Source organism: Enterobacter cloacae complex sp. IR53030, assembly GCF_049238365.1.
Lineage (GTDB): Bacteria > Pseudomonadota > Gammaproteobacteria > Enterobacterales > Enterobacteriaceae > Enterobacter > Enterobacter kobei.
This window is the reverse complement of the sequence record NZ_JBMKHA010000002.1, coordinates 265131-289328: the sequence shown is the minus strand read 5'-3', so window position 1 is coordinate 289328 and position 24198 is coordinate 265131. Positions and strand designations below refer to the sequence as shown.

General features: G+C 59.3%; 5 protein-coding genes. 4 read left to right on the top strand and 1 reads right to left on the bottom strand.

Annotation, left to right across the window (positions count from 1 at the left end):
- The first annotated feature begins 83 nt into the window (after positions 1-83).
- From ACOTXR_RS03125 to ACOTXR_RS03115, 3 genes are all read left to right on the top strand, one after another.
- Complete coding sequence (locus ACOTXR_RS03125; RefSeq protein WP_421766980.1) at positions 84-18089, top strand: Ig-like domain-containing protein; 18006 nt, start codon at positions 84-86, stop codon at positions 18087-18089.
- A 72-nt stretch (positions 18090-18161) separates the two neighbouring features.
- The gene (locus tag ACOTXR_RS03120) at positions 18162-20342 is read left to right on the top strand and encodes a type I secretion system permease/ATPase (protein WP_014883769.1); all 2181 of its coding nucleotides are present in this window, start codon (positions 18162-18164) and stop codon (positions 20340-20342) included.
- Positions 20339-21514, top strand: coding sequence for an HlyD family type I secretion periplasmic adaptor subunit (locus ACOTXR_RS03115; protein WP_058690014.1), 1176 nt, complete (start codon positions 20339-20341; stop codon positions 21512-21514). Before ACOTXR_RS03120 ends, ACOTXR_RS03115 begins: the two co-directional genes overlap by 4 nt.
- 35 nt (positions 21515-21549) lie before the next feature.
- On the opposite strand, the gene ACOTXR_RS03110 is transcribed toward ACOTXR_RS03115, so the two are convergent.
- Positions 21550-22434: a hypothetical protein gene (locus ACOTXR_RS03110; RefSeq protein WP_058690019.1), complete on the bottom strand. Its 885-nt coding sequence runs from the start codon at positions 22432-22434 to the stop codon at positions 21550-21552.
- Positions 22435-22721: 287 nt separating this feature from the next.
- Here ACOTXR_RS03110 and ACOTXR_RS03105 point away from each other — a divergent pair, with 287 nt between their 5' ends.
- On the top strand, positions 22722-24185 hold the full coding sequence (locus ACOTXR_RS03105; protein ID WP_058690015.1) for an EAL domain-containing protein: 1464 nt from the start codon (positions 22722-22724) through the stop codon (positions 24183-24185).
- The last annotated feature ends 13 nt before the right edge of the window (positions 24186-24198 follow it).

Genomic DNA, 24198 nt, shown 5'->3' with positions numbered 1-24198 from the left:
TAATGGGTGTTTTTTCCCAGGGATAGCTACATCCATCTGGTGGACATATCCACAGGAATCCGCACACCTGCAAGGAGAAGAATATGAGTAACGTAAAGGTTGTTGATGTCATCATTCGCAAAACGGCAGAAAAAACGAAATTAACCGGAGACGGAAATCTCTCGGTATCCATTTCATCGCCGAGTGTGATTGAAATCCAGGGCTCAGCTCAGGATGTGGTGCGTTATGTCCGCCAGGGTAAAGACCTTCTCATTTATATGAAAGATGGCAGCGTTATTCGCTGTAATAACTATTTTGTCGAAGATCCTGAAACCCATCATCAGTCAGAACTGGTATTCAACGATCATCAGGAACTGACGCATATTTCTTTTGCCGATGCCGGGGAAGCGTCTGGCGCTGCTGTCACTGAGTTAACCGCCCAGGCCACACCCATTAGCAGCATTGAACCTTTCCTTGAGCAGGAAAGTGTCCTGAGCGATGCGCCGTGGGGCTGGATTGCGGGTGCTGCCCTGGGCGGTGGCGCCATCGGGGCGCTGCTGGCCAACGGCGGTGACGGCGAAACGAAAACGAAAGTCATTGATAACACCAAAGAAGTGGAAAGTGCCACGCCGACCTTTTTGCTGTCGGACAAGGTGGGTGACAAGCAGGGTGTGCTGAGCGCGAACGCGATCACTGACGATAACACCCCGACCTTTAGCGGTAGCGGCCAACCGGGCGCGACCATTCAGATCAAAGACAGCAGCGGAAGCACCATTGCCAGCGCGATGGTGGGTAAAGACGGCACCTGGACGGTAAAACTCCCGACCCAGTCTGACGGAGAGCATACGTGGTCGGTCGTGCAGATCGACGGCAGCAAAACCACCTCTGCAGGCAGCATCACGGTAACCGTCTCCACGACCGAGGCCTCCATTACGCTGGCGACAACGGCGGGTGACAACGTGATAAACGCCAGCGAGCAGTCTGCCGGTTTTACGCTGTCCGGCAGCAGCCAGCATCTGGCGAAGGGAACCGACGTTTCCGTGACGCTGAACGGTAAAACCTACACGGCGGAAGTGGGGGCCAACGGCGCGTGGAGCGTAAAAGTGCCAGCGGCAGACGCGCAGGCGCTGGGCGATGGCACCTGGACGGTCAACGTGAGCGGCAAAGACGCGGCGGGGAATACCGTGAGCGGAAGCCAGACGATTGGCGTGGAAACCGCTGCGCCAACGCTCTCTGTCGATACGCTCGCGCAGGACAATATCATCAATGCCGCCGAGCACAACCAGCCGCTGACGCTGACCGGTAAAACCAACGCGGAAGCCGGACAAATTGTGACGGTAACGCTGAACGGCAAAAACTATAACGCCACGGTGGGCAGCGATGGCACCTGGTCCGTCACACTTGCCGCCAGCGAGGTGCAGGCTCTCAGTGAGGGCAACCACACCCTGACGGTGAACGTCAGTGACAAAGCGGGTAACGGTACATCAGCGACGGCAGATTTCTCGGTTCATACTGCGGCGCCGGTCATTACCATTCACACCGTGGCGGGCGATGATATTCTCAATACCAGCGAGCAGGGCCAGGCACAGATTATCTCCGGCCAGGCGAGCGGTGCCGCCGCAGGCGATGTGGTGACCGTGACCGTGGGCGGTAAGACCTTCACCGGCGTGGTGCTGGCAGACGGCAGCTGGAGCGTAGGCGTCCCGGCGTCCGTTGTGGGTGCGCTGGGAGAAGGCCACCACACCCTTTCGGTGTCCGTGACCAATGCGGCAGGCAACACCAGCAGCGCCACGCACGGCATCACGCTGAGCGGCAACCCGCCGGAATTCACGATTGACGCCATCAGCCAGGATAACGTGCTGAATGCCCAGGAGGCGATGCAGCCGCTGAGCCTGTCCGGCACCAGCAATCTGCCTGACGGCAGCGCCATCACCGTCACGCTGAATAACGTGAATTATCCGGCCACCGTCGAAAACGGTATCTGGTCCATCCAGGTGCCGGTTTCCGACGTGTTGAATCTGGCGAACACGCTTTACACCGTTACCGTTAGCGGCACCGACAGCGTGGGCAACAGCGGTTCTGCCGAAGCGAATCTGCTGGTGGATACCGTGCTGCCGCAGGTCATTATCAACACCTTTGCAGGCGACAACCTGGTCAATAACGCCGAAGCGGGCGTGGATCAAACCCTCAGCGGTCGCGTTACCGGCGCGGCGGCAGGCGATACGGTGTCTGTTACCGTGGGCGGTAAGAGCTACAGCGCCACGGTAGGCAGCGATCTCACCTGGAGCGTCACCATTCCGTCGGCGGATCTTCAGGCGTTCGGCGATGGTGATTTAACCTTCACCGCATCGGTAACCAACGGGCACGGTAATACCGGCACCGGCGAGCGTGATATCAACATCAACGCTCAGCTGCCGGGTCTGCGCGTGAACACCATTTCCGGCGATGACGTGATCAACGCCATCGAACAGCAGCACGATCTGACCGTCACCGGTGCCAGCACCCATCTGGCTGCGGGCACACAGATTGTCGTTACCATCAATAACGTCGAGTACGTCACCGCGGTTAACGCCAGCGGCAACTGGCAGATTGGCGTTCCGGCGGCGGATCTTCAGGCCTGGACGGCGGGCGAGGTGACGGTCAACGTCAGCGCGAAAGATGCCTGGAACAACACCGTTTCGGCAGAACACCCGATTGAACTCGACCTCAACGCCGTGGCGGTCACCATTGATACCGTCTCCAGCGATGACATGCTCAACGCGACAGAAAAAGGCAGCGATTTAACCCTGTCCGGCCAGACGCAGGGCGTGGAAGCGGGGCAGACCGTGGTGGTGAAATTCGCCGACCAGACCTTCACCGCCCAGGTGCAGCAGGATGGCTCCTGGAGCCTGACCGTACCGGCCAGCGCGATGGACACGCTGATCGACGGTCGCGCACAGGTGAGCGTCAGCGTCACCAACATCAACGGTAACACTGCCGACGCGTCGCGCGTGGTCACGGTGGATACCCTGCCGCCAGCGATTACCCTCGATAACCTGACCGCAGATAACATCATTAATGCGGCCGAAGCGCAGCAGGATTTAGTCTTAAGCGGCAGCAGCACGGCAGAATCGGGCCAGACGGTCACCGTGACGCTGAACGGCAAAACGTACCAGACCACGGTCCAGACGGACGGTACCTGGCAGTTGAGCGTTCCGGCGGCTGACGTTGGCGCTCTGGCCGACGGTATCGTGACCGTGACGGCCAGCGTGAGCGACGTGGCGGGTAACACCAGCAGCGCCGATCGCGTCGGTCTGGTAGACGCAACCGTGCCGCAGGTGACCATCAACGACTTTGTCACCGCCACCAACACCATTAACCAGCTTGCCCATTCTCAGGCGCAGATCCTGAGCGGCTCCGTGACCGGCGCGGCAGCGGGCGACCGGGTGACCATCACCATCAACAATGTGGATTACACCACCGTGGTGGATGCGGCGGGCAACTGGAGCCTCGGTCTGCCAGCGTCCGTGGTGCAGGGGCTGGCCGACGGTACCTGGACCATCGACGTCTCCGTGACCGACAGGTCCGGTAATACCGGAAGCAGTTCGCTGGATGTGGTGGTGAATACCGTGACGCCGGTCATCGGTATTAATACCCTGGCAGCAGATGACGTGATCAATGCGACCGAGAAAGGTCAGGATCTGCAACTCTCTGGTACCAGCAACCAGCCGGAAGGAACCCGTATCACCGTCACCCTGAACGGCATCGACTACACGGCTATTGCCGATGCCAGCGGTAACTGGAGCGTCATCGTACCGGCGACGGCAGTAGGTGCGCTGGGCGAAGCGCATTACACCGTGACGGCGAACGTGACCGACAGCGTGGGCAACAGCGCCTCTGCAAGTCACGATGTGCTGGTGGACAGTTCGCTGCCGGTTGTGACGATCAATACCCTGGCGGGCGATAATATCGTTAACGCAGCGGAGGTTGCGGCAGGGCAAACCCTGACCGGTAAAGTGACTCACGCGGCGCCAGGTGACACTGTCACGATTATCCTTGGCGGCCAGACATACACGGCCACCGTGCAGGACGATCTCACCTGGAGCCTGCCGTTAAGCGAGAGCCAGTTAACCGCGCTCGGCAATGGCGATTTGACGCTGTCAGCCAGCGTCACCAACGCCCACGGTAATACCGGCTCATCCTCTCTGGACTTCACCATCGACGCCCAGCTTCCTGGACTGCGTATTGACACCGTGGCGGGCGATGACGTGATTAACATCATCGAACACGGTCAAAACCTGATTGTGTCCGGCTCCAGCACCGATCTGGTCGCGGGCAGCACCGTCACGGTAACCATTAACGGCAGCAACTATTTCGCCACCGTGCTGGCGGACGGCACCTGGAAGGCGGCGATCCTGGCCGCGGATGTGTCGCAGTGGGCGGAGGGTGCGCTCGATATCAAGGCAAGCGCACAGGATACCTCCGGCAACCCGGTGACTATTGGCACCGTTGTGGATGTCGATCTCGCGCCTGTCGCCATCACTATCAGCAGCGTGACCGACGATAACGTGCTCAACGCGGCGGAAAAAGGTCAGGATCTGCTGCTTTCCGGCACCACCTCCAATGTGGAAGCGGGTCAGACCGTGACCATTACCTTTGCGGGTAAAACCTGGACCACGACCGTGGATGCCAACGGCGACTGGACGTATACCGTACCGGCAGCCGATCTGAGCGGCCTGAAAGACGGCGACGCCAGCGTGCAGGTTAACGTCACCAACGCGAACGGCAACGCGGCATCGTCCGCGCAGGAATTCAGCGTCGATACCACTGCGCCAACGGTCAGCATCAACACCATCAGCAATGACAATATGCTCAACGCGGCTGAGGCGGGGCAGGATTTGACCCTGAGCGGCTCCACCACGGCCGAAGCCGGCCAGACGGTGACGGTCTCATTCAACGGCAAGCAGTACACCGCGCAGGTGCAGGCGGACGGCAGCTGGACACTCAACGTGCCGGCGGCGGATCTGGCAGGCATCAGCGACGGTAACGCCACGGTCACGGCATCGGTTTCCGATAAAGCCGGCAACCCGACAAGCGCGGATGCCTCCGTTCTGGTGGATACCACCGTGCCACAGATTAGCTTCAACATCGTCGCGGGCGATGACATCGTGAACATTGCTGAGCACGGTCAGGCGCTGATCGTCTCCGGTAAGGTGACGGGCGCGCAGGCGGGCGATGTCATCACGGTGACCCTGAACGGGAAAGACTACACCGCAATGCTGGATGCGTCCGGGAGCTGGAGCGTGGGCGTTCCGGCAACGGACGTGGGCGCGCTGGTGAACGGCAACCAGACGATTGCGGCGACACTCACCGATAAAGCGGGTAACAGCACCACCGCAACGCATGACGTTGAGGTCTCCCTGACCGCGCCGGTGATTGCCATCAATACCCTGGCGGTTGACGACGTGATCAACGCGGCCGAAAAAGGCCAGGATCTGCTGGTTTCCGGCAGCAGTAACCAGCCGGACGGCACCACCATTACGGTGACCCTGAACGGCATCAGTTACACCGCCATCACGGACGCCAGCGGCAACTGGAGCGTCACCGTACCGGCGGCAAACGTCTCGGCGCTGGGCGAAGCGAGCTACGCCGTGACGGCAAACGTGACCGACGCGGCAGGCAACAGCGCGAGTACCAGCCACAGCGTTGTGGTCGACAGCGCGCTCCCGGTGGTAACCATTAATCCTGTCGCCACGGATGATGTGATTAATGCGGCAGAGGTCGCCGCAGGCCAGATCCTGAGCGGGAAAGTGAGCGGGGCAGTGAGCGGTGACACTGTCACTATTTCCATCGGTGGCAACATCTACACCGCCACGGTACAGGACGACCTGAGCTGGTCGGTCAACGTGCCGTCCACGGTCTTAACCGCCATCGGTAACGGCGATCTGACGGTGTCCGCCAGCGTCACCAACGGCCACGGCAACACCGGCACCGGCGAGCGCGACATCACCATTGATGCCAGCCTGCCGGGCCTGCGCGTCGATACCGTCGCGGGCGACGATGTGATTAACAGCATCGAACATGCGCAAAACCTGATTATCACCGGGTCAAGCGATGGCCTGGCAGCCGGTTCGGCACTCACGGTAACCGTCAACGGAAAAACCTACGCGGCAACCGTGCTGGCAGACGGCACCTGGGCGGCGGCGATCCCGGCGGCAGACGTTAGCGCGCTGGGCGCAGGCACGGTCACCGTAACGGTTAACGGCCAGAGCACGGCGGGCACGCCGGTCACCATCAGCCACGACGTGAAGGTAGATTTGGCCGCAGTCGCCATCAGCATTAACCCGATTGCCACCGACGACGTGATTAACGCGACGGAAAAAGGCGCGGACCTGGTCCTGTCCGGTTCCACCACCAATGTGGAAGCTAACCAGACCGTCACCATCACCTTCGGCGGCAAGTCGTACACCGCGACGGTCGATGCCAGCGGCAACTGGACGACCACCGTACCGTCTGCCGATTTGGGCAGCCTGAAAGACGGCGACGCCAGCGTACAGGTGAGCGTGACCAACGTGAACGGCAACAGCGCGTCGGCTGGCCGTGAGTACAGCGTGGACGCGACGGCGCCGACGGTGTCTATTGAAATCATCAGCGACAACAACATCATCAATGCGGCCGAAGCGCAGCAGGATCTGGTCATTAATGGCGTGACCAACGCCGAAGCGGGCCAGACGGTGACGGTCACGCTGAACGGTAAAGACTACACCACCACCGTAGCGGCAAACGGCAGCTGGAGCGTAACCGTGCCGTCTGCGGATCTGGGCGCGATTGCTGACGGTAACTACACCGTCAGCGCCGCCGTCGCGGATAAAGCGGGCAACCCGGCCTCTGCCGATCGCGACGTGCTGGTTGATACCACCATTCCACAGCTGACCATCCACACCGTATCCGACGACGATGTGATCAACAGCGCCGAACATGCGCAGGCGCTGATTGTCACCGGTTCTGTGACCGGCGCGGCGGCGGGTGATGTGGTCACCGTGACGATCAACAACAAATCATACACAGCCACTCTGGATGCCTCCGGCAACTGGAGCGTGGGCGTCCCGGCGGCGGATGTGACCGCGTTGACCGCAGGAGATTACACCATCACCGCGGCGCTGACCGATAAAGCGGGCAACAGTAACAGCACCACACACAGCGTGGAGGTAAACCTGAGCGCGCCGGTGCTGACCATTGACACCGTTTCCGGTGACGATGTGATCAACAGTTCAGAGAAAACCCAGGATCTGACGATCTCCGGTACGGCTTCCGGCCTGGCGGCAGGCGCGGCGGTGACCGTGATGCTCAACGGCAAAGCGTACGGCGCAACGGTGGACGCTAACGGTAAATGGACGACCACGGTTCCGGCGGATCAGGTCGGTCAGCTGGGTGAAGCGCTTTACACCGTTACCGCGTCAGCAACGGACGGCGTTGGCAACAGCACCAGTACCTCTCATACCGTGAATGTCGAGTCCGTTCTGCCGGGTGTCATTATCAACACCGTGGCGGGCGATGACGTCATTAACGCGGCTGAACTGGCGGCAGGCCAGAGCATCAGCGGCTCGGTAGTCAATGCCGAAGCAGGCAACACGGTTACCGTGACTCTCGGAGGCAAAACGTATACCGCGACGGTCCAGAGCGATCTCACCTGGTCCGTTAACGTGACGCAAGCCGAACTGACAGCGCTGGGCAACGGCGAGTTGACCGTATCTGCCAGCGTAACCAACGGCGTGGGTAACAGCGGCTCCGCTGAGCGCGATATCACTATCGACGCTAACCTGCCTGGGCTGCGCGTCGATACCGTCGCGGGCGACGATGTGATTAACAGCATCGAACATAATCAAAACCTGATTATTACGGGTACAAGCGACGGGCTGACGGCGGGCACGGCGCTGACCGTCACCGTGAACAATAAAACCTACCCGGCGACTGTCCTGGCTGACGGCACCTGGAGTGCGGCGATCCCGGCGGCGGACGTGGGTGCCCTGGCGGCAGGCACGGTGACCGTTACCGTGGCAGGCCAGAACGGTGCGGGTAATCCGGTTTCCATTAATCACGATGTGACGGTGGATCTGGCGACCGTTGCCATCAGCATTGACGCCATCGCTTCAGACGATGTGATTAACGCGGCCGAGAAGGGCGCGGATCTGGAGCTCTCCGGCACCACCTCGAACGTGGAAGCAAACCAGACCGTCACCATTACCTTTGGCGGCAAGAATTATACCGCCACGGTGGATGCTGAGGGTAAATGGACCGCCACGGTGCCAGCGGGCGATCTGGCAGGTCTGAAAGACGGCGACGCCAGCGTACAGGTGAGCGTCACTAACGTGAACGGCAACAGCGCGTCGGCGGGCCGCGAGTACAGCGTGGACGCCACTGCGCCGTCCGTGACCATCAACACGATCGCGGGTGACGACATTCTCAATGCGGCCGAAGCGAAGAGTGACCTGATCGTGTCCGGCACCAGCACCGCCGAAGCGGGCCAGACGGTCACCGTGTCGCTGAACGGTAAAGACTATACCGCAACCGTCAGCGCGGACGGGAGCTGGACGCTGAACGTTCCGGCGGCGGATGTTGCGGCGCTCGGCGACGGCAGCGTGACCGTGACCGCGAGCGTGAGCGACAAAGCGGGTAACCCTGCTTCTGTTGATCATAACCTGACGGTAGATATCACCGTGCCAGCGGTCACCATCAACACCGTGGCGGGCGACGACGTGATTAACATCGCGGAGCACGCTCAGGCGCAGATTATCAGCGGTTCCGCCACCGGGGCGGCAGCGGGCGATAAGGTCACCGTTACCCTCGGCGGCCAGACGTACACCACCGTGCTGGACGCGGCGGGCAACTGGAGCGTGGGCGTACCGGCGAGCGTGATTTCCGGCCTCAGCGACGGCACCGTAACCGTCACGGCGTCAGTCACCGATGCCGCAGGCAATACCGGCACCGGCAGCCATAACGTGGCCGTCGATACCGGCCTGCCGTCGGTCGGCTTCAACACCCTCAGCGGCGACAACGTGCTGAACGCGGTGGAGAAAGGCCAGGACCTGAGCGTCGGCGGCACCAGCGCCAACCTGGCAGAAGGCACCGTGGTCACCGTGACCCTGAACGGCAAGCAGTACACCGCCACCACGGCGGCGGACGGCAGCTGGAGCCTGACCGTTCCGGCGGCAGATCTGGCGGGTCTCGGTCAGGCCAACTACACCCTGAGCGCGACGGCGACCAACGGCGTGGGCAACAGCGTCAGCAACACCGCGAACCTGCTGGTGGATACTGCGCTGCCGACCGTCACCATCAACACCGTGGCGGGCGATAACGTTATTAACGCGGCGGAAGTGGCGGCCGGGCAAACCCTGAGCGGTACCGTGGCGAATGCCGAAGCGGGTAACACCGTGACCATCACCCTTGGCGGCAATACCTACACCGCGACGGTACAGAACGATTTGAGCTGGTCCGTAAACGTACCGTCTGACGTGCTGACCGCGCTGGGCAACGGCAGCCTGAGCGTGACGGCGACCGTGACCAACGGCCACGGCAACACCGGTTCCGGCGAACGCGAAATCGTTATAGACGCTAACCTGCCGGGCCTGCGCGTCGATACCGTCGCGGGCGACGACGTGGTCAACAGCATCGAACATGCGCAAAACCTGATCGTCACTGGATCCAGCGACGGACTGGCGGCGGGCACGGCGCTGACCGTCACCGTTAACGGCAAAGATTATACGGCTACGGTGCTGGCGGACGGCACCTGGAGCGCGGCGATCCCGTCTGCCGACGTGAGCGCGTGGCCGGAAGGCAGCGTGAAAATCAGCGTCACCGGCGACAGCGCGGCGGGTAACACGATTAGCATCAGCCACGACGTGACGGTGGATCTGTCGACCGTTGCCATCAGCATCAACGCCATCGCCACCGACGACGTGATCAATGCGGCGGAGAAAGGGGCAGATCTGGTGCTGTCCGGTGCGACCACTAACGTGGAAGCCGGGCAGACCGTGACCATCAGCCTGAACGGCAAGATCTACACCACTACCGTTGATGACAGCGGTAACTGGACGTATACCATACCGTCCGCGGATCTGGCACACCTTAAGGACGGCGACGCCAGCGTGCAGGTGAGCGTCACTAACGTGAACGGCAACAGCGCCTCGGCGGGCCGCGAGTACAGCGTGGACGCCACCGCGCCGTCCGTGACCATCAACACGATCGCGGGTGACGACATTCTCAATGCGGCCGAAGCGAAGAGTGACCTGACCGTGTCCGGCACCAGCACCGCCGAAGCGGGCCAGACGGTCACCGTGTCGCTGAATGGTAAAGACTACACCGCAACCGTCAGCGCGGACGGGAGCTGGACGCTGAACGTTCCGGCGGCGGATGTTGCGGCGCTCGGCGACGGCAGCGTGACCGTGACCGCGTCCGTGAGCGACAAAGCGGGTAACCCTGCTTCCGTTGATCATAACCTGACGGTAGATATCACCGTGCCAGCGGTCACCATCAACACCGTGGCGGGCGACGACGTGATTAACATCGCGGAGCATTCTCAGGCGCAGATTATCAGCGGTTCCGCCACCGGGGCGGCTGCGGGCGATAAGGTCACCGTCACCCTCGGCGGCCAGACGTACACCACCGTGCTGGACGCGGCGGGCAACTGGAGCGTGGGCGTACCGGCGAGCGTGATTTCCGGCCTCAGCGACGGCACCGTAACCGTCACAGCGTCAGTCACCGATTCCGCAGGCAATACCGGCACCGGCAGCCATAACGTGGCCGTCGATACCGGCCTGCCGTCGGTCGGCTTCAACACCCTCAGCGGCGACAACGTGCTGAACGCGGTGGAGAAAGGCCAGGACCTGAGCGTCAGCGGCACCAGCGCCAACCTGGCAGAAGGCACCGTGGTCACCGTGACCCTGAACGGCAAGCAGTACACCGCCACCACGGCGGCGGACGGCAGCTGGAGCCTGACGGTTCCGGCGGCAGATCTGGCGGGTCTCGGTCAGGCCAATTACACCCTGAGCGCGACGGCGACCAACGGCGTGGGCAACAGCGTCAGCAACACCGCGAACCTGCTGGTGGATACCGCGCTGCCGACCGTCACCATCAACACCGTGGCGGGCGATAACGTCATTAACGCGGCGGAAGTGGCTTCAGGCCAGACCATCAGCGGCAGCGTGACGAACGCGGAGGCGGGTAATATCGTCACCGTGACCCTTGGCGGTAACAGCTACACCGCGACGGTGCAGAACGATCTGACCTGGTCCGTGAGCGTGCCGGAGTCTGTTCTGACGGCGCTGGGCAACGGCGATTTGACGGTGTCAGCGACCGTGACCAACGGCCACGGCAATACCGGGGCGGGCGAGCGCGAAATCGCTATAGACGCCAGTCTGCCGGGCCTGCGCGTTGATACCGTCGCGGGTGACGACGTGATCAACAGCATCGAACACGGTCAGAACCTGATCGTCACCGGTTCCAGCGACGGGCTGGCGGTGGGAACCACGCTTACCGTGACCGTCAACGGCAAAACGTATGCCGCCTCCGTGCTGGCAGACGGTACCTGGAGCGCGGCAATCCCGGCGGCAGACGTGGGTGCGCTGGCAGCAGGCACGGTCACCGTTAACGTGGCAGGCCAAAGCACCGCGGGTAACCCGGTCTCCATCAGCCACGATGTGAACGTGGATCTGGCCGCGGTCGCCATCAGCATTGATGCGATTGCTACCGACGACGTGATTAACGCGGCGGAGAAAGGCGCGGATCTGGTGCTTTCAGGTAGTACGTCGAACGTTGAGGAAAACCAGACCGTTACCATCACCTTCGCCGGGAAGACGTACACCGCGAAAGTGGATGCCGACGGCAACTGGACGGCTACCGTGCCTTCCGCAGATCTGGCGGGCCTCAAAGACGGCGATGCCAGCGTGCAGGTGAGCGTGACTAACGTGAACGGCAACAGCGCCTCTGCGGGCCGCGAGTACAGCGTGGATGCCACCGCGCCAGCCGTCACCATTGATACGGTCGCGGGCGATAACGTGATCAACGCCAGCGAAGCGTCCGCAGGCGTGGCCATCTCCGGTACCACCACCGCGGAAGCCGGGCAGACGGTTACCGTGACGTTGGGCGGTAAGAGCTACACCGCGCAGGTGCAGCAGGGCGGTATCTGGAGCGTCAACGTGCCGGGCACCGATCTCTCCGCACTGGCGGATAACGGCTATACCGTGCAGGTCAGCGTGAGCGACGCGGCGGGTAACCCGGGCAGCGCGGGTAAAGCGATTACGCTTGATACCACGCCACCGACCGTCAGCGTTAACGTTGTGGCGGGCGATGACGTGATCAACAGCGTGGAACACGGACAGGCGCAGATCGTCAGCGGCACGGCAACCGGCGCGAACGTCGGGGATAAAGTGGTCATTACGCTGGGTTCGAACCAGTACACCACCACCGTTGACGCCAGCGGCAACTGGAGCGTGGGCGTGCCGGCCAGCGTGATTTCCGCGCTGAGCGACGGCACAGTGACGCTGAGCGCAACCATTACCGACAGCGCGGGCAACAGCAGCACCCAGACGCACGACGTGGTGGTCAACACCGCCTCCGTGGCGTTGACGGTAAATACCCTCAGCGGCGATGACGTTATCAACGCGGCAGAAGCGGGTAACGCGCTGGTGATTAATGGCTCCAGCGCCCAGTTTGCCAGCGGTACGCAGGTGACCGTGACCCTGAACGGCAAGACCTACACCGCCACGATTCAGAGCGACGGCACCTGGACGACTACCGTCCCGGCCGCCGACGTAGGCGCACTGGCCGATGGCGCGCGCTATCAGGTGTCTGTTTCGGCGCAGGACAGCGCGGGTAACAGCGCCTCGGCAACGCACGACATCAGCGTAGATACCACCGCGCCGGTGGTAAGCATTGCGACGTTGTCGGGTGACGATGTGCTGAACGCGGCAGAAGCGCAGCAGCCGCTGACGGTTCACGGTGCCTCCAGCGCCGAGGCCGGCCAGACCGTTACCGTGACGCTGGGCGGCAAAACCTATACCGCTACCGTGGCCAACGACGGCACCTGGACGCTGGACGTACCCGCGGCGGATCTGGCCGCGCTGAGCCAGGGGGCGCTGACGGTGACCGCCTCGGTCAACGACAAAGCCGGGAACAGCGGTCAGACGACGCACACCTTAACGGTGGATACCGTCGCGCCGACCGTGACCATCAGCACCGTGGCCGATGACGACATCGTTAACAATGCCGAGCAGCTGGCGGGCCAGACCATCAGCGGTACCACCACGGCGGAACAGGGCCAGACGGTGACCGTCTCCTTCAACGGGCACAGCTATCAGGCCACCGTCGGGGCAGACGGATCGTGGTCGGTCTTCGTGCCGGGCCGTGACTTCCTCGGCCTGAGTGACGGGCAGTACGCGATTACCGCCACGGTGAGTGATAAAGCAGGTAACCCTGGCAGCGCAACGCACGACGTAACGCTGAACGGTGATGTCCCAACTATCACTATCAACACCTTTGCGGAAGATGACATTGTCAGCGCCGCCGAACACGGCACGCCGCTGGTCATCAGCGGCACCACCGACGCGCCTGCGGGCCAGACGGTGACCATCACGCTGAACGGTAAAACCTACACGGCGACCGTTCAGAATGACGGTACCTGGCGCTATACGGTCGGAAGCGCAGACGTGACCGCGCTGGCGGACGGCGGTTCGTACGTCATTAACGCGCAGGTCAGCAACACCATCGGCAACAGCGGCAGCGATAACCACAGCGTCACCGTGGATCTCACCGCGCCGTCGATGGGCATCAGCATTGATTCTCTGCAAAACGACACTGGCCTGAGCGCGAGTGATTTCATCACCAACGACGCTCAGGTCGTGGTCAACGGCTCGCTGACCGCGCAGCTCGGCAATAACGAGAAGGCGCAGATCAGCCTCGACGGTGGGGCAACCTGGATTGACCTGACCGTGACCGGCACCACATGGCGTTATACGGACGGCCGCACCCTGACCGACGGGACCTATCAGTATCAGGTGCGGGTGATTGATAACGCGGGCAACGTGGGGTCAACGGACAGCCAGGACGTGGTCATTGATCTGACGAAACCGGCGGCAACGACCATTACCGTGGATTCCGTTTCCCAGGATACCGGCCTGTCCGACAGTGACTTCATCACCAGCGACAACCAGATCAGCCTGAAAGGGACGCTCGGCGCGGCGCTGGGCAGCGGTGACCACGCGCAGATCAGCCTCGACGGCGGTCTGACCTGGACCGACGTCAGCGTCAGCGGGCTGAGCTGGACGTATGTCGATGGCCGTACGCTGGCCGACGGAGATTACAACTACAAGCTGCGCGTGATTGACGACGCGGGGAATATCAGCGCCACCACCAGCCAGGTAGTGACGATTGATACCGTCGCGCCGGACGCCAGCAAAACCATCGCCATCGACCGCATCAGCGACGATACCGGCCTGAGCAGCAGCGACTTTATCACCAACGATACGTCCCTGACGCTGCACGGCTCGCTCGGCGCGACGCTGGCTGACGGCGAGTATGCCCAGATCAGCATCGACGGCGGCGTCACCTGGCAGAACGTGATTGTGACCGGCAACAGCTGGTACTACGTCGACAGCCGCACGCTCGGGAACCAGACCTATGACTACTACGTTCGCGTGGTGGATGCGGCGGGCAACGTGGGGGCCAGCGCTCATCAGCAGGTGACCGTTGATACGGTCGCCCCGGATGCGGCGATTACGGTGACCGTGGATAACATTACCGTCGACACCGGGTTTGACAACAATGACTTCCTGACCAGTTCGACCTCGTACACGCTGCACGGCACGCTTGGCGCAGAGCTGGGGGCGGGTGAGTTCGTTCAGGTGAGCATGGATGGCGGCACCACCTGGGTGTATGCCACCGTGAGCGGGACCCAGTGGAGCTACAGCGATACGCGTACCCTGACCGACGGTAGCCATAACTACCAGGTGCGGGTGATTGACCAGGCGGGTAACGTCGGGGCAACCACCTCGCAGGCGGTGACGGTGGATACTCAGGCGCCGCAGTATGGCATCACCATCGACAGCATCAGCGAAGATACCGGTCAGTCCGGGAGTGATTTCATCACTATGGACACCACGCTGACCATTAACGGCTCGCTGGGCAACGCGCTGGCAAACGACGAGCGCGTGCAGATAAGCCTCGACGGCGGGAATACCTGGTCTGACGCCACGGTCACCAACCAGCGCTGGAGCTACACCGATACCCGCGATCTGGCGGACGGCGATTACACCTACCAGGTGCGGATCATCGACCAGGCGGGCAACGTGGGATCTACCGCGTCGCAGGTGGTGACGGTGGATACCACGTCGCCAGACACGGTGGGAACGGTCGTGAGCTATACCGACGTTGAAGGGGAACGTACGGGCACCTTTGGCAGCTCGGTCGCCACTGACGATAACTCACCGGTGATCAACGGGACGCTCAACCGCGCCCCGGACGACGGCGAGATCGTCCAGCTTTACCGCGATGGCGTCTTGCTCGGCCAGGTGACCATGAACGGCAGCGCAAGCTGGTCCTTCCAGGATAACGGCCTGAGCGATGGCAATCACACCTACATTGTGCGTGTCACCGACAAGGCCGGTAACTATACGGAATCGGACGGCTTTGTGCTGAGCGTGGATACCAGCATACCGACCACCACGGCAGCGATTACCGCGCAGACCACGTCGGATACCACGCCGATCGTCAGCGGGACCGTCTCTGCCGATCTGGTGAACGGTGAGTATCTGGTGGTGACGGTGAACGGGAAAATCTACACCTCCCAGACGGGCGGTGCGGTGGTGGTCGATCCGGATCACAACACCTGGTATCTGCAGATCCCGGACAGCGATGCACTGAACGTCGCGAGCTACAGCGTGACGGCGCAGGTGAAGAGCAGCGCGGGTAACGGCAATACCACCGGGACGACCACCGGCAGCCTGGTGATTGACACCACCACGGTGAATACCGACTGGGCAACCACGGCGGGGAACAGCAACAACTCCACCATGACCCTTGGCATGAACAGCAGCGGTCTGTGGAATATCATTGCGAACGGCCAGTCTTACTCCAGCAGCGATAGCTCGACCTATGCCGGAAATACGCTGACCAACACCCGTAATTACTACGTGGTGAGCCAGACCGCCGCTGACTTTGACCGTAACGGCACGCAGGACATTTTCGCCACGGAGAACACCTACGCGGGATCCACGCAGGTGATGTGGACCTACGATGGTAGCACCTATAACGCCAGCCAGCTGGGAATGGGCACCACCATCTGGTACGGCGGCGTGATTGCGTACGACAAAACCGGTGATGGTTATCTGGATCTGGCCTACGGCGATGCGGGTGCAGACTCCATTACGTACCTGATCAACAACAACGGGGTACTGTCGCCGGACGGCACCAACGGCGGCGCAGGTTTCTGGGGACAATTCACCACCATGCGTGAAATCTCCGGCGTTGACCTGAACAACGACGGTACGGTGGATATTGTTCAGCACACCAACCGCAGCGGCGCGTACTCGTTAACCGTAATCAACAACAACGGCAACGGCACGCTCTCTATCGGCCAGAACCTGACCAACGTGTTTGTGGTCAACGCCGCGAACACCACCACGGCGGCGTCCATGACGTGGGCAGACTTCAACGGCGATGGCTACATGGATCTGTACCTGGGCAGCAGCTACAACAACAACGGCGGGGTGATCTACTACAACGACGGCACCGGGAAGCTCTCAACCACCAAGAGCGCGGTGGAAGCCTCTAACGCGTCGGCGGGGTATCTGTCGGTGGCGGTGGACTGGAACGGCGACGGGCAGATGGACATCATCAAGCTCAGCACCTACGGCGCGTCACAAACGGCGACCCTGTTCACCAACAACGGGTACGGTTCCACCTGGACCTCCAGCCAGCTGGCGTCCGGTATCGCCTACGCTACCGGCGTGGCCGCGGTGGACTACAACTGGGACGGCGCGAAGGATCTGCTGGTGTCTCAGCAGAACGGCAAGGTGGTGCTGGTTCAGAACAGCAAAACCATTGCGGACGGCACCGCGATGCATCTGCACATTGTCGATAGCGAGGGTATCAACGCTTACTACGGCAACACGGTCAACCTGTATAACGCCGCTGGCGTGCTGGTGGCCTCGCAGATCATCAACGCCCAGTCCGGTATCGGGTCGAACGATACCTCTGCGCTGGTGAGCTTCTACGGTCTGGATCCGAATGAAACCTACTCGGCAGAGATTGTGAAGATCACCAACGGTGTGTCGGATAACGTCACGTGGAGCGGTCTGGACGCGGGCAACGGCAAAGAGGGCTACGTCCTGACGGCCGAAGCGGCGACCGGCGGCCACAGCGGGACAATCACCGGGACCGGGTATAACGACACCTTCATTGCAGAAGATGGCACCTATACCTACAACGGCTCCGGCGGCTGGAATACCCATTCCGACTACGACACCTGGAGCAACACCGGTGGGATGGACGTGGTGGATTACCGCAATGCGACCTCCGGCGTGACCGTTGACCTGCGCCTTTCAACCGCACAGGACACTGGCTTTGGTACCACACGGCTGTTGAATATTGAAGGCATTAACGGTTCGGACTTCGACGATGTTATCACCGGCAACAGCGCTGATAACCGGTTCGAAGGCCGCGGCGGGAATGACACCTTCAACATCGGCAGCGGCGGTCACGATACGTTGCTCTACAAGCTGATCAACGCGTCGGATGCCACGGGCGGTAACGGTCACGATGTGGTGAACGGCTTTACCGTGGGCACCTGGGAAGGGACGGCGGACACGGACCGTATTGACCTGCGCGATCTGCTCTCAGACAGCGGCTATACCGGCACGGGCTCAGCGAGCTATGTGAACGGCGTGGCGACGCTGGACAGTAGCGCGGGCAATATCACCGATTACATCCGCGTGGTGCAAAACGGCAGCAATACCGAGATCCAGGTTGACCTGGACGGTACCGGCGGCCAGTTCTCGCCAACCACTCTGGTGACGCTGAACGGCGTGCAGACGGATCTGGCGACGCTGCTGGCAAATCATCAACTGTTAATTGCGTAAAACCCTGCCGCGGGGAGCGATCCCCGCGGCCTTTTGGCATTTCTATACACGAATAGCGTTAACCCGGAGATTATGAAGACACATCCACAGTACGAACCCTGGCTGCAGGGCATGCTGATCATCGCGAAGCACTATCGGCTGGACTTTTCCGCGGAACATGTTCGGGTCACGATTAACCATGAAAGTCAGTCTCCGCGCCAGCTGGTGCTGGAGGAGATGGCGCGCCAGCTAGGGCTGGGGATGCGTGTAGTGGCGGCGGAAGCGGTCTCTCTCGATCCGTGGCGTTTACCGCTGCTGGCGGAATTCACCGGCGGACAAATCGCAGTGATTACCCGCATGGACAACGAAGGCAACGTCAGCCTGCAGTTTAGCGGAGACGGTGGCCTGGAGACGACGCTGACGCTGGAAGCGCTCGGGACACGGTTAAAAACCCTGCTGGTGCTGCGCCCGCTGGAGTCCACACCGGATGCCCGCGTGGACGATTACATTAAACCGTATGAGAAAAACTGGTTCTGGCAGCTGGCGCTGAAAGACTGGCGACGCTACAGCGACATTATGCTGGTGGCGCTGGTGGCTAACGTACTGGCTCTCTCTGGCATGGTCTTTTCCATGCAGGTGTACGACAGGGTAGTACCGTCGCAATCAGAAGCCACGCTGTGGGTGCTGTTTGGCGGCGTCATGATTGCCATTGTCTTCGAATTCGTCATGCGCATGCTGCGCGTGCATATATCTGACGTGGTGGGGAAACGCGCCGACCTGCGCATTTCAGAGCGTGTGTTTGCCCACGCGCTGCGGATTAAAAATGGCGCACGCTCCAAATCAACAGGTTCGTTTATTGCGCAGATCCGCGAGCTGGAGTCGGTGCGTGAACTCATCACCTCCACCACCATTGCGGCGATCTCCGATCTGCCGTTCTTCCTGCTGTTCGTCTTTATTCTGTGGATGATCGGCGGCCCGCTGGTGCTGGTGGTGCTGCTCGCCGTGCCGCTGTTGCTGATTCCGGGCCTGCTGGTGCAGCGTCCGCTGGGCAAACTCTCCAGCGAGGGGATGCGCGAATCCGCGATCCGTAACGCCACGCTGGTGGAGGCGGTGCAGGGCATTGAGGACATCAAGCTGATGCGCGCCGAACAGCGTTTCCAGAACCAGTGGAATAACACCAACGATGTCGCCGCCAGCGTCGGCATGAAGCAGCGCTGGCTGACGGGCCTGCTGCTGACCTGGACCCAGGAAGTGCAGTCTATCGTCTATGCGGTAGTCCTGCTGGTGGGCTGTTATCTGGTGATCAGCGGGGATATGACCACCGGTGCGCTGGTAGGAACCTCGATTCTGGCGTCGCGCACCATCGCGCCGCTGTCGCAGATCTCAGGCGTGCTCTCCCGCTGGCAGTCGGCAAAAGTGGCCCGTAAGGGGCTGGACGACCTGATGCAGCGACCGATTGACGATCCGCAGCACGGGAAGAAGGTGCATAAAGCCCATCTGCGCGGCGACTACGTGCTGGAGGACGTCGGGTTTTACTACGATGAAGAAGAGAAACTCAGCGTGCTTAACATCAGCAAGCTACAGATCCGTGCCGGGGAGCGCGTGGCGGTGCTTGGCCGAAATGGCTCCGGCAAAAGCACGCTGCTGCAACTTCTGGCGGGCATGCAGGAGCCGCAGCAGGGCAGCATCCTGCTGGACGATATCGCGCTTAACCATCTGGACCCGGCCGATCTGCGTCGCGACATGCAGTTGCTCAGCCAGCAGGCGCGGCTGTTCTTTGGCTCCGTGCGGGACAATATCCTGATGGGTAACCCACTGGCGACTGACGAAGAAATTCATCAGGCGCTGGTGAACAGCGGCGCGCTGGAGTTTGTGCGCAAGCAGAAAATGGGGCTGAACACCCTTATCAATGAAGGCGGCACGGGGCTGTCCGGCGGGCAGCGTCAGGCGCTGCTGCTGGCGCGCGCGCTGATCACTTCTCCGACGATTTTGCTGCTGGATGAGCCTACCGCCTGGCTGGATGAAGTGAGCGAGAAGCAGTTTATTCAGCATCTTCACCAGTGGCTGGGCAAGCGCCGGACGCTGGTGGTGGCCACCCACCGCCTGCCAATTCTGGACCTGGTTGACCGCATCATTGTGCTGGAAAACGGCAAGGTGGTGATGGATGGCCCACGCGACGCGATCCTGCATCAGCACGGTATGGCGACGCCAAAAGCCGCGCAGCGCACCGTGACCATGAAAGCGGCGGCGGTTGCTGAGGAGGGTGTGGCATGAATGATTTCACCCGTTTTAATAGCCGTCTGAAAGAGCCACGCCTGCCGAAGTCGTCGCTGGTGGCATGGGCGCTGTTCGCCCTGCTGGCGGTATTTCTCGCCTGGGCGAGCCTGTTCGAGCTTGATGAAGTCACCACCGGCAGCGGCAAGGTGATTCCGTCTTCGCATGAGCAGGTGATTCAGTCCCTGGAAGGGGGCATTATTCACAGCCTGATGGTGCGCGAAGGCGACATTGTCGAACGCGGTCAGCAGCTTGCGCAGTTAGACCGGACAAAAACCGAGTCCAGCGTGCTGGAGAGTGAGTCCCGTCTGAATGCCGCGCTGGCAACGGCGGCGCGCCTGAAGGCCGAGGTCAACGACACGGCGCTGATTTTTCCCGAAGAACTGGATGACGACGTTGAGCTGGTCAAACAAGAGACGGCGCTCTATCAGTCCCGTCGCGAAAGCCTGGAAAAAGGGCTGGCCGGCCTGCGTCAGGGGGCTGAACTGGTGCAGCGTGAACTGTCGTTAACCCGTCCGCTGGTGACCCAGGGGGCGGCCAGCAAGGTGGAGGTGTTACGTCTTGAGCGTCAAAAAAATGAGCTTGAGAATAAAATCACCGAGATGAAAAACCAGTATTACGTTCGCGCCCGTGAAGAACTGGCAAAAGCCAACGCGGAAATTGAAGCTCAGCGTTCGGTGATGAAAGGGCGTGAGGATTCCCTGACCCGGCTGACCTTCAATGCGCCGGTGCGTGGCATCGTGAAGGATATTGACGTGACGACCGTGGGAGGCGTTATTCCGCCGAATGGCAAACTGATGAGCCTGGTGCCGCTGGACGATCAGATGGTGGTTGAGGCAAAAATCTCCCCGCGCGACGTGGCATTTATCCATCCCGGCCAGAAAGCCCTGGTAAAAGTGACGGCCTATGACTATTCCATTTACGGTGGGCTGGAAGGGGAAGTGACCATGATTTCACCGGATACTTTGCAGGATGAGGTGAAAAGGGATGTCTACTACTACCGCGTTTATATCCGCACCGACAGTAACCATCTGACCAATAAGCAAGGTAAGGAATTTCCGGTCTTTCCGGGGATGATTGCGACGGTTGATATCAAAACCGGCAGTAAAACCATTCTTGATTATCTGTTGAAGCCGCTCAACAAAGCGAAAGAAGCGCTGCGGGAGAGATAAGGGCAGGGCGTTCGGGGAACCGAACGCCATTTTTATTATACCGTTAATGTGACGTTGTTGGGGTGGCGTCGTTCTTTCGGTACCACGTTAATGTAATGGGTGACATACGCGAAATAGAGTCCGGCATAGTTTTCGACCAGTTCGAGAAAAGCCGGATACACCGACAGGCGGCCGTCACCGCGATCTTTCAGATATCCTGCCTCTTGCGCTGTTTTGATAATCCGGTTGACGTGGATCCGCGAAACAAAGAATTCTTTCGCGAGCGTGCTGGCAGAATAATCAATAACTGCACCATGAGCAGATTTGTTTTTTATGGCCTGCAGATAAAGAGAAAGCATAATCATGCGTCCGCCATCTTTATCGATAAATAATCCTACCTCGGGTAACACTTTCCTGAAGGTTAATCCCCGGAAGAGATATTCCGCTGCGCGGCGGAAAAAATTATTTCTCAATGTGTCATTATCCAGCAGGTTTACATCAATATTAAACGTCGGATAAAGAATGCTGACGGGCAAAAATGCACCGGACATATAGCGTTTAAGTTCACTCAATCCTTTTTCGGTCGGGGCTATTCGTGTTTTTCGACGGTCATCCGTACAGCGCCAGGTCCTGATGCGCCCCGTGGTTCTGAGAAGAGTAATGATCGCAATCACACTATTAGGGCTGGCTATTTTATAGCGGGAGCATAGCTCTTTAATCTCAGATACTGACTCGGCCTGATTGCCAAATATAAAACAGCACATGGCGAGAATAATGTTGAATCGCGCTTCCTGAAGCATTGTCTTGTAGAACAAAGGTTGTTTTTTATAGATGGTGTCATTAATTGTGTAGTGCTCTAATATTGCCTCACCAAATCGTGGGTTGCTCTTTATAACATCCCGTCGATGTAGCAAGGCCCTGGATGAGATGTGATTATCCATAGCATTTTTCTCGTGTTTGATGAACCGATAGATGAAGTATCCAGTCTTCTTTTTCGGAATTTTCATTATACCTGAGAAACAGTGTTTTGCCGTCGTTATTTGAAAAGAAAGATATATTTACATTTGTCGACAGAAGAGAGAGTGATTAACGCAAAGATGTTCCGGTGCGGAACGTTGATAACAGTATCTTAACCTGATGGCGTACTGTAAAATTATTCTATACACCAGCTGTATTACATATTCCGTATTCATAATAAGAATGGCGATTTTGTGCCCAGGAGCAGGTTATGACCCACAAAATTTCTCACAGAAATGTTGCTCGCGACGATCTGCGGTTTGTCATCTCAACCTGCGGTTTTACCTTCCAGGGGTATGCTTTGCTCCTGAAAAAGTACGGCATAGACGCTTCGCATATCCACTTTGAGGGAGATGATGTCTGCCAACGGGATAGGGAAAATATCCTTAATAATCAACATGCTCATATTGTTGTGTTTCCGGGTAAAGGGATTGTCACTCTGCTGGAAAGTCTGACGCGGCTGGCATCCGTACTGAATGCATTGCCTGTTATCCGATGCGTGACCCTTTATAGTGATATACCTGACAGCTGGTTATATCGCACCCTGGGTAGCCTTTTACATAACAGCCATCAATTATCACTGATTCGGATCGCCAGCGTTTCTGATGTCATCAACTGCTTCCATACCCATAATAAGGGGTTTAAAGACCACTCGCGATTATTACGCGATCACTGTCTGGGGTATTCTCCGCAGGAAAATCTGAAATGGCTAACAAGAAGAGAAATTGACGTTTTATTGAATTTCTACCGCGGAATGTCCGTAAAAGATCTGTGCGAAAAGCTGGGGCTTTCAAATAAAACGGTTTATACCCATCGTAAGGAAGGTGTGCAGAAGTTACATTATATTAAACGATGGTTAAACGATCCGCATAACTTCAAAGCGGAAAGAAGTCACAAAAACAATCGTCTTAAAGCAGAATTGACGGATAAAGAAGCAGATATTTTTAATGCTCTGGTGAAAAGGGAGATCTTCCCGGCCTACCAGATCATTACCGATCGCGACAAAAAAGGGGTGGGCTTTGAGATACTGATCCGCTGGAATAAAAACGGCAAAATAGTCAAGCCAGCCTTTTTTCTTAATGACATTTCAAATCACGAGATATGGTTAAAAATAACGGCCCTGGTGATCCACGCTGCCGTGTCGGGGATTAATAAATATAATGGGAAATTCTATTTTTCAGTCAATATTCCGCCTCGTCTCGCTTCCGGGAAAGCGTTGCCGGAGATGGCCCGGAAAGCCATCGGCATGTTGCTCAAACCCCAGTGGGCGGAAAAGCTTGTCTTTGAATTTGCAGAAGATATCGATGTGACCAAAGACAAGAAGATCCCTGAAACCATGCGGCATCTGCGTAATACCGGGTGCAGACTGTTTCTGGATGACTGCTTCTCTAACCATCACACCATGTTTCCTGTCAGGCAGGTGCATTTTGACGGGTTGAAACTGGACCGCGACATCGTCGAGCATTTTGTGGCGAACGACAACGATTATAATCTGATTAAAGCGATTCAGATATACAGCGACATGACCGGAACGGACTGCATTGCTGAGGGGGTGGACAGTGAAGAGAAATTTGAAAAATTAGTCGAACTGGGCGTGAAAAACTTTCAGGGATATTATCTCTCACGGGCTGTGAAGGAGGAGGAATTAGATCGCATGGTAAGACAGTTTAGCTAAAAATAAAGCCCCG

Excerpts from the sequence above, each read along its gene's own strand:
- ACOTXR_RS03115 (WP_058690014.1), top strand. The coding sequence starts at position 20,339 with ATGAATGATTTCACCCGTTTTAATAGCCGTCTGAAAGAGCCACGCCTG.
- ACOTXR_RS03110 (WP_058690019.1), bottom strand. The coding sequence starts at position 22,434 with ATGGATAATCACATCTCATCCAGGGCCTTGCTACATCGACGGGATGTT.
- ACOTXR_RS03120 (WP_014883769.1), top strand. The coding sequence starts at position 18,162 with ATGAAGACACATCCACAGTACGAACCCTGGCTGCAGGGCATGCTGATC.
- ACOTXR_RS03125 (WP_421766980.1), top strand. The coding sequence starts at position 84 with ATGAGTAACGTAAAGGTTGTTGATGTCATCATTCGCAAAACGGCAGAA.
- ACOTXR_RS03105 (WP_058690015.1), top strand. The coding sequence starts at position 22,722 with ATGACCCACAAAATTTCTCACAGAAATGTTGCTCGCGACGATCTGCGG.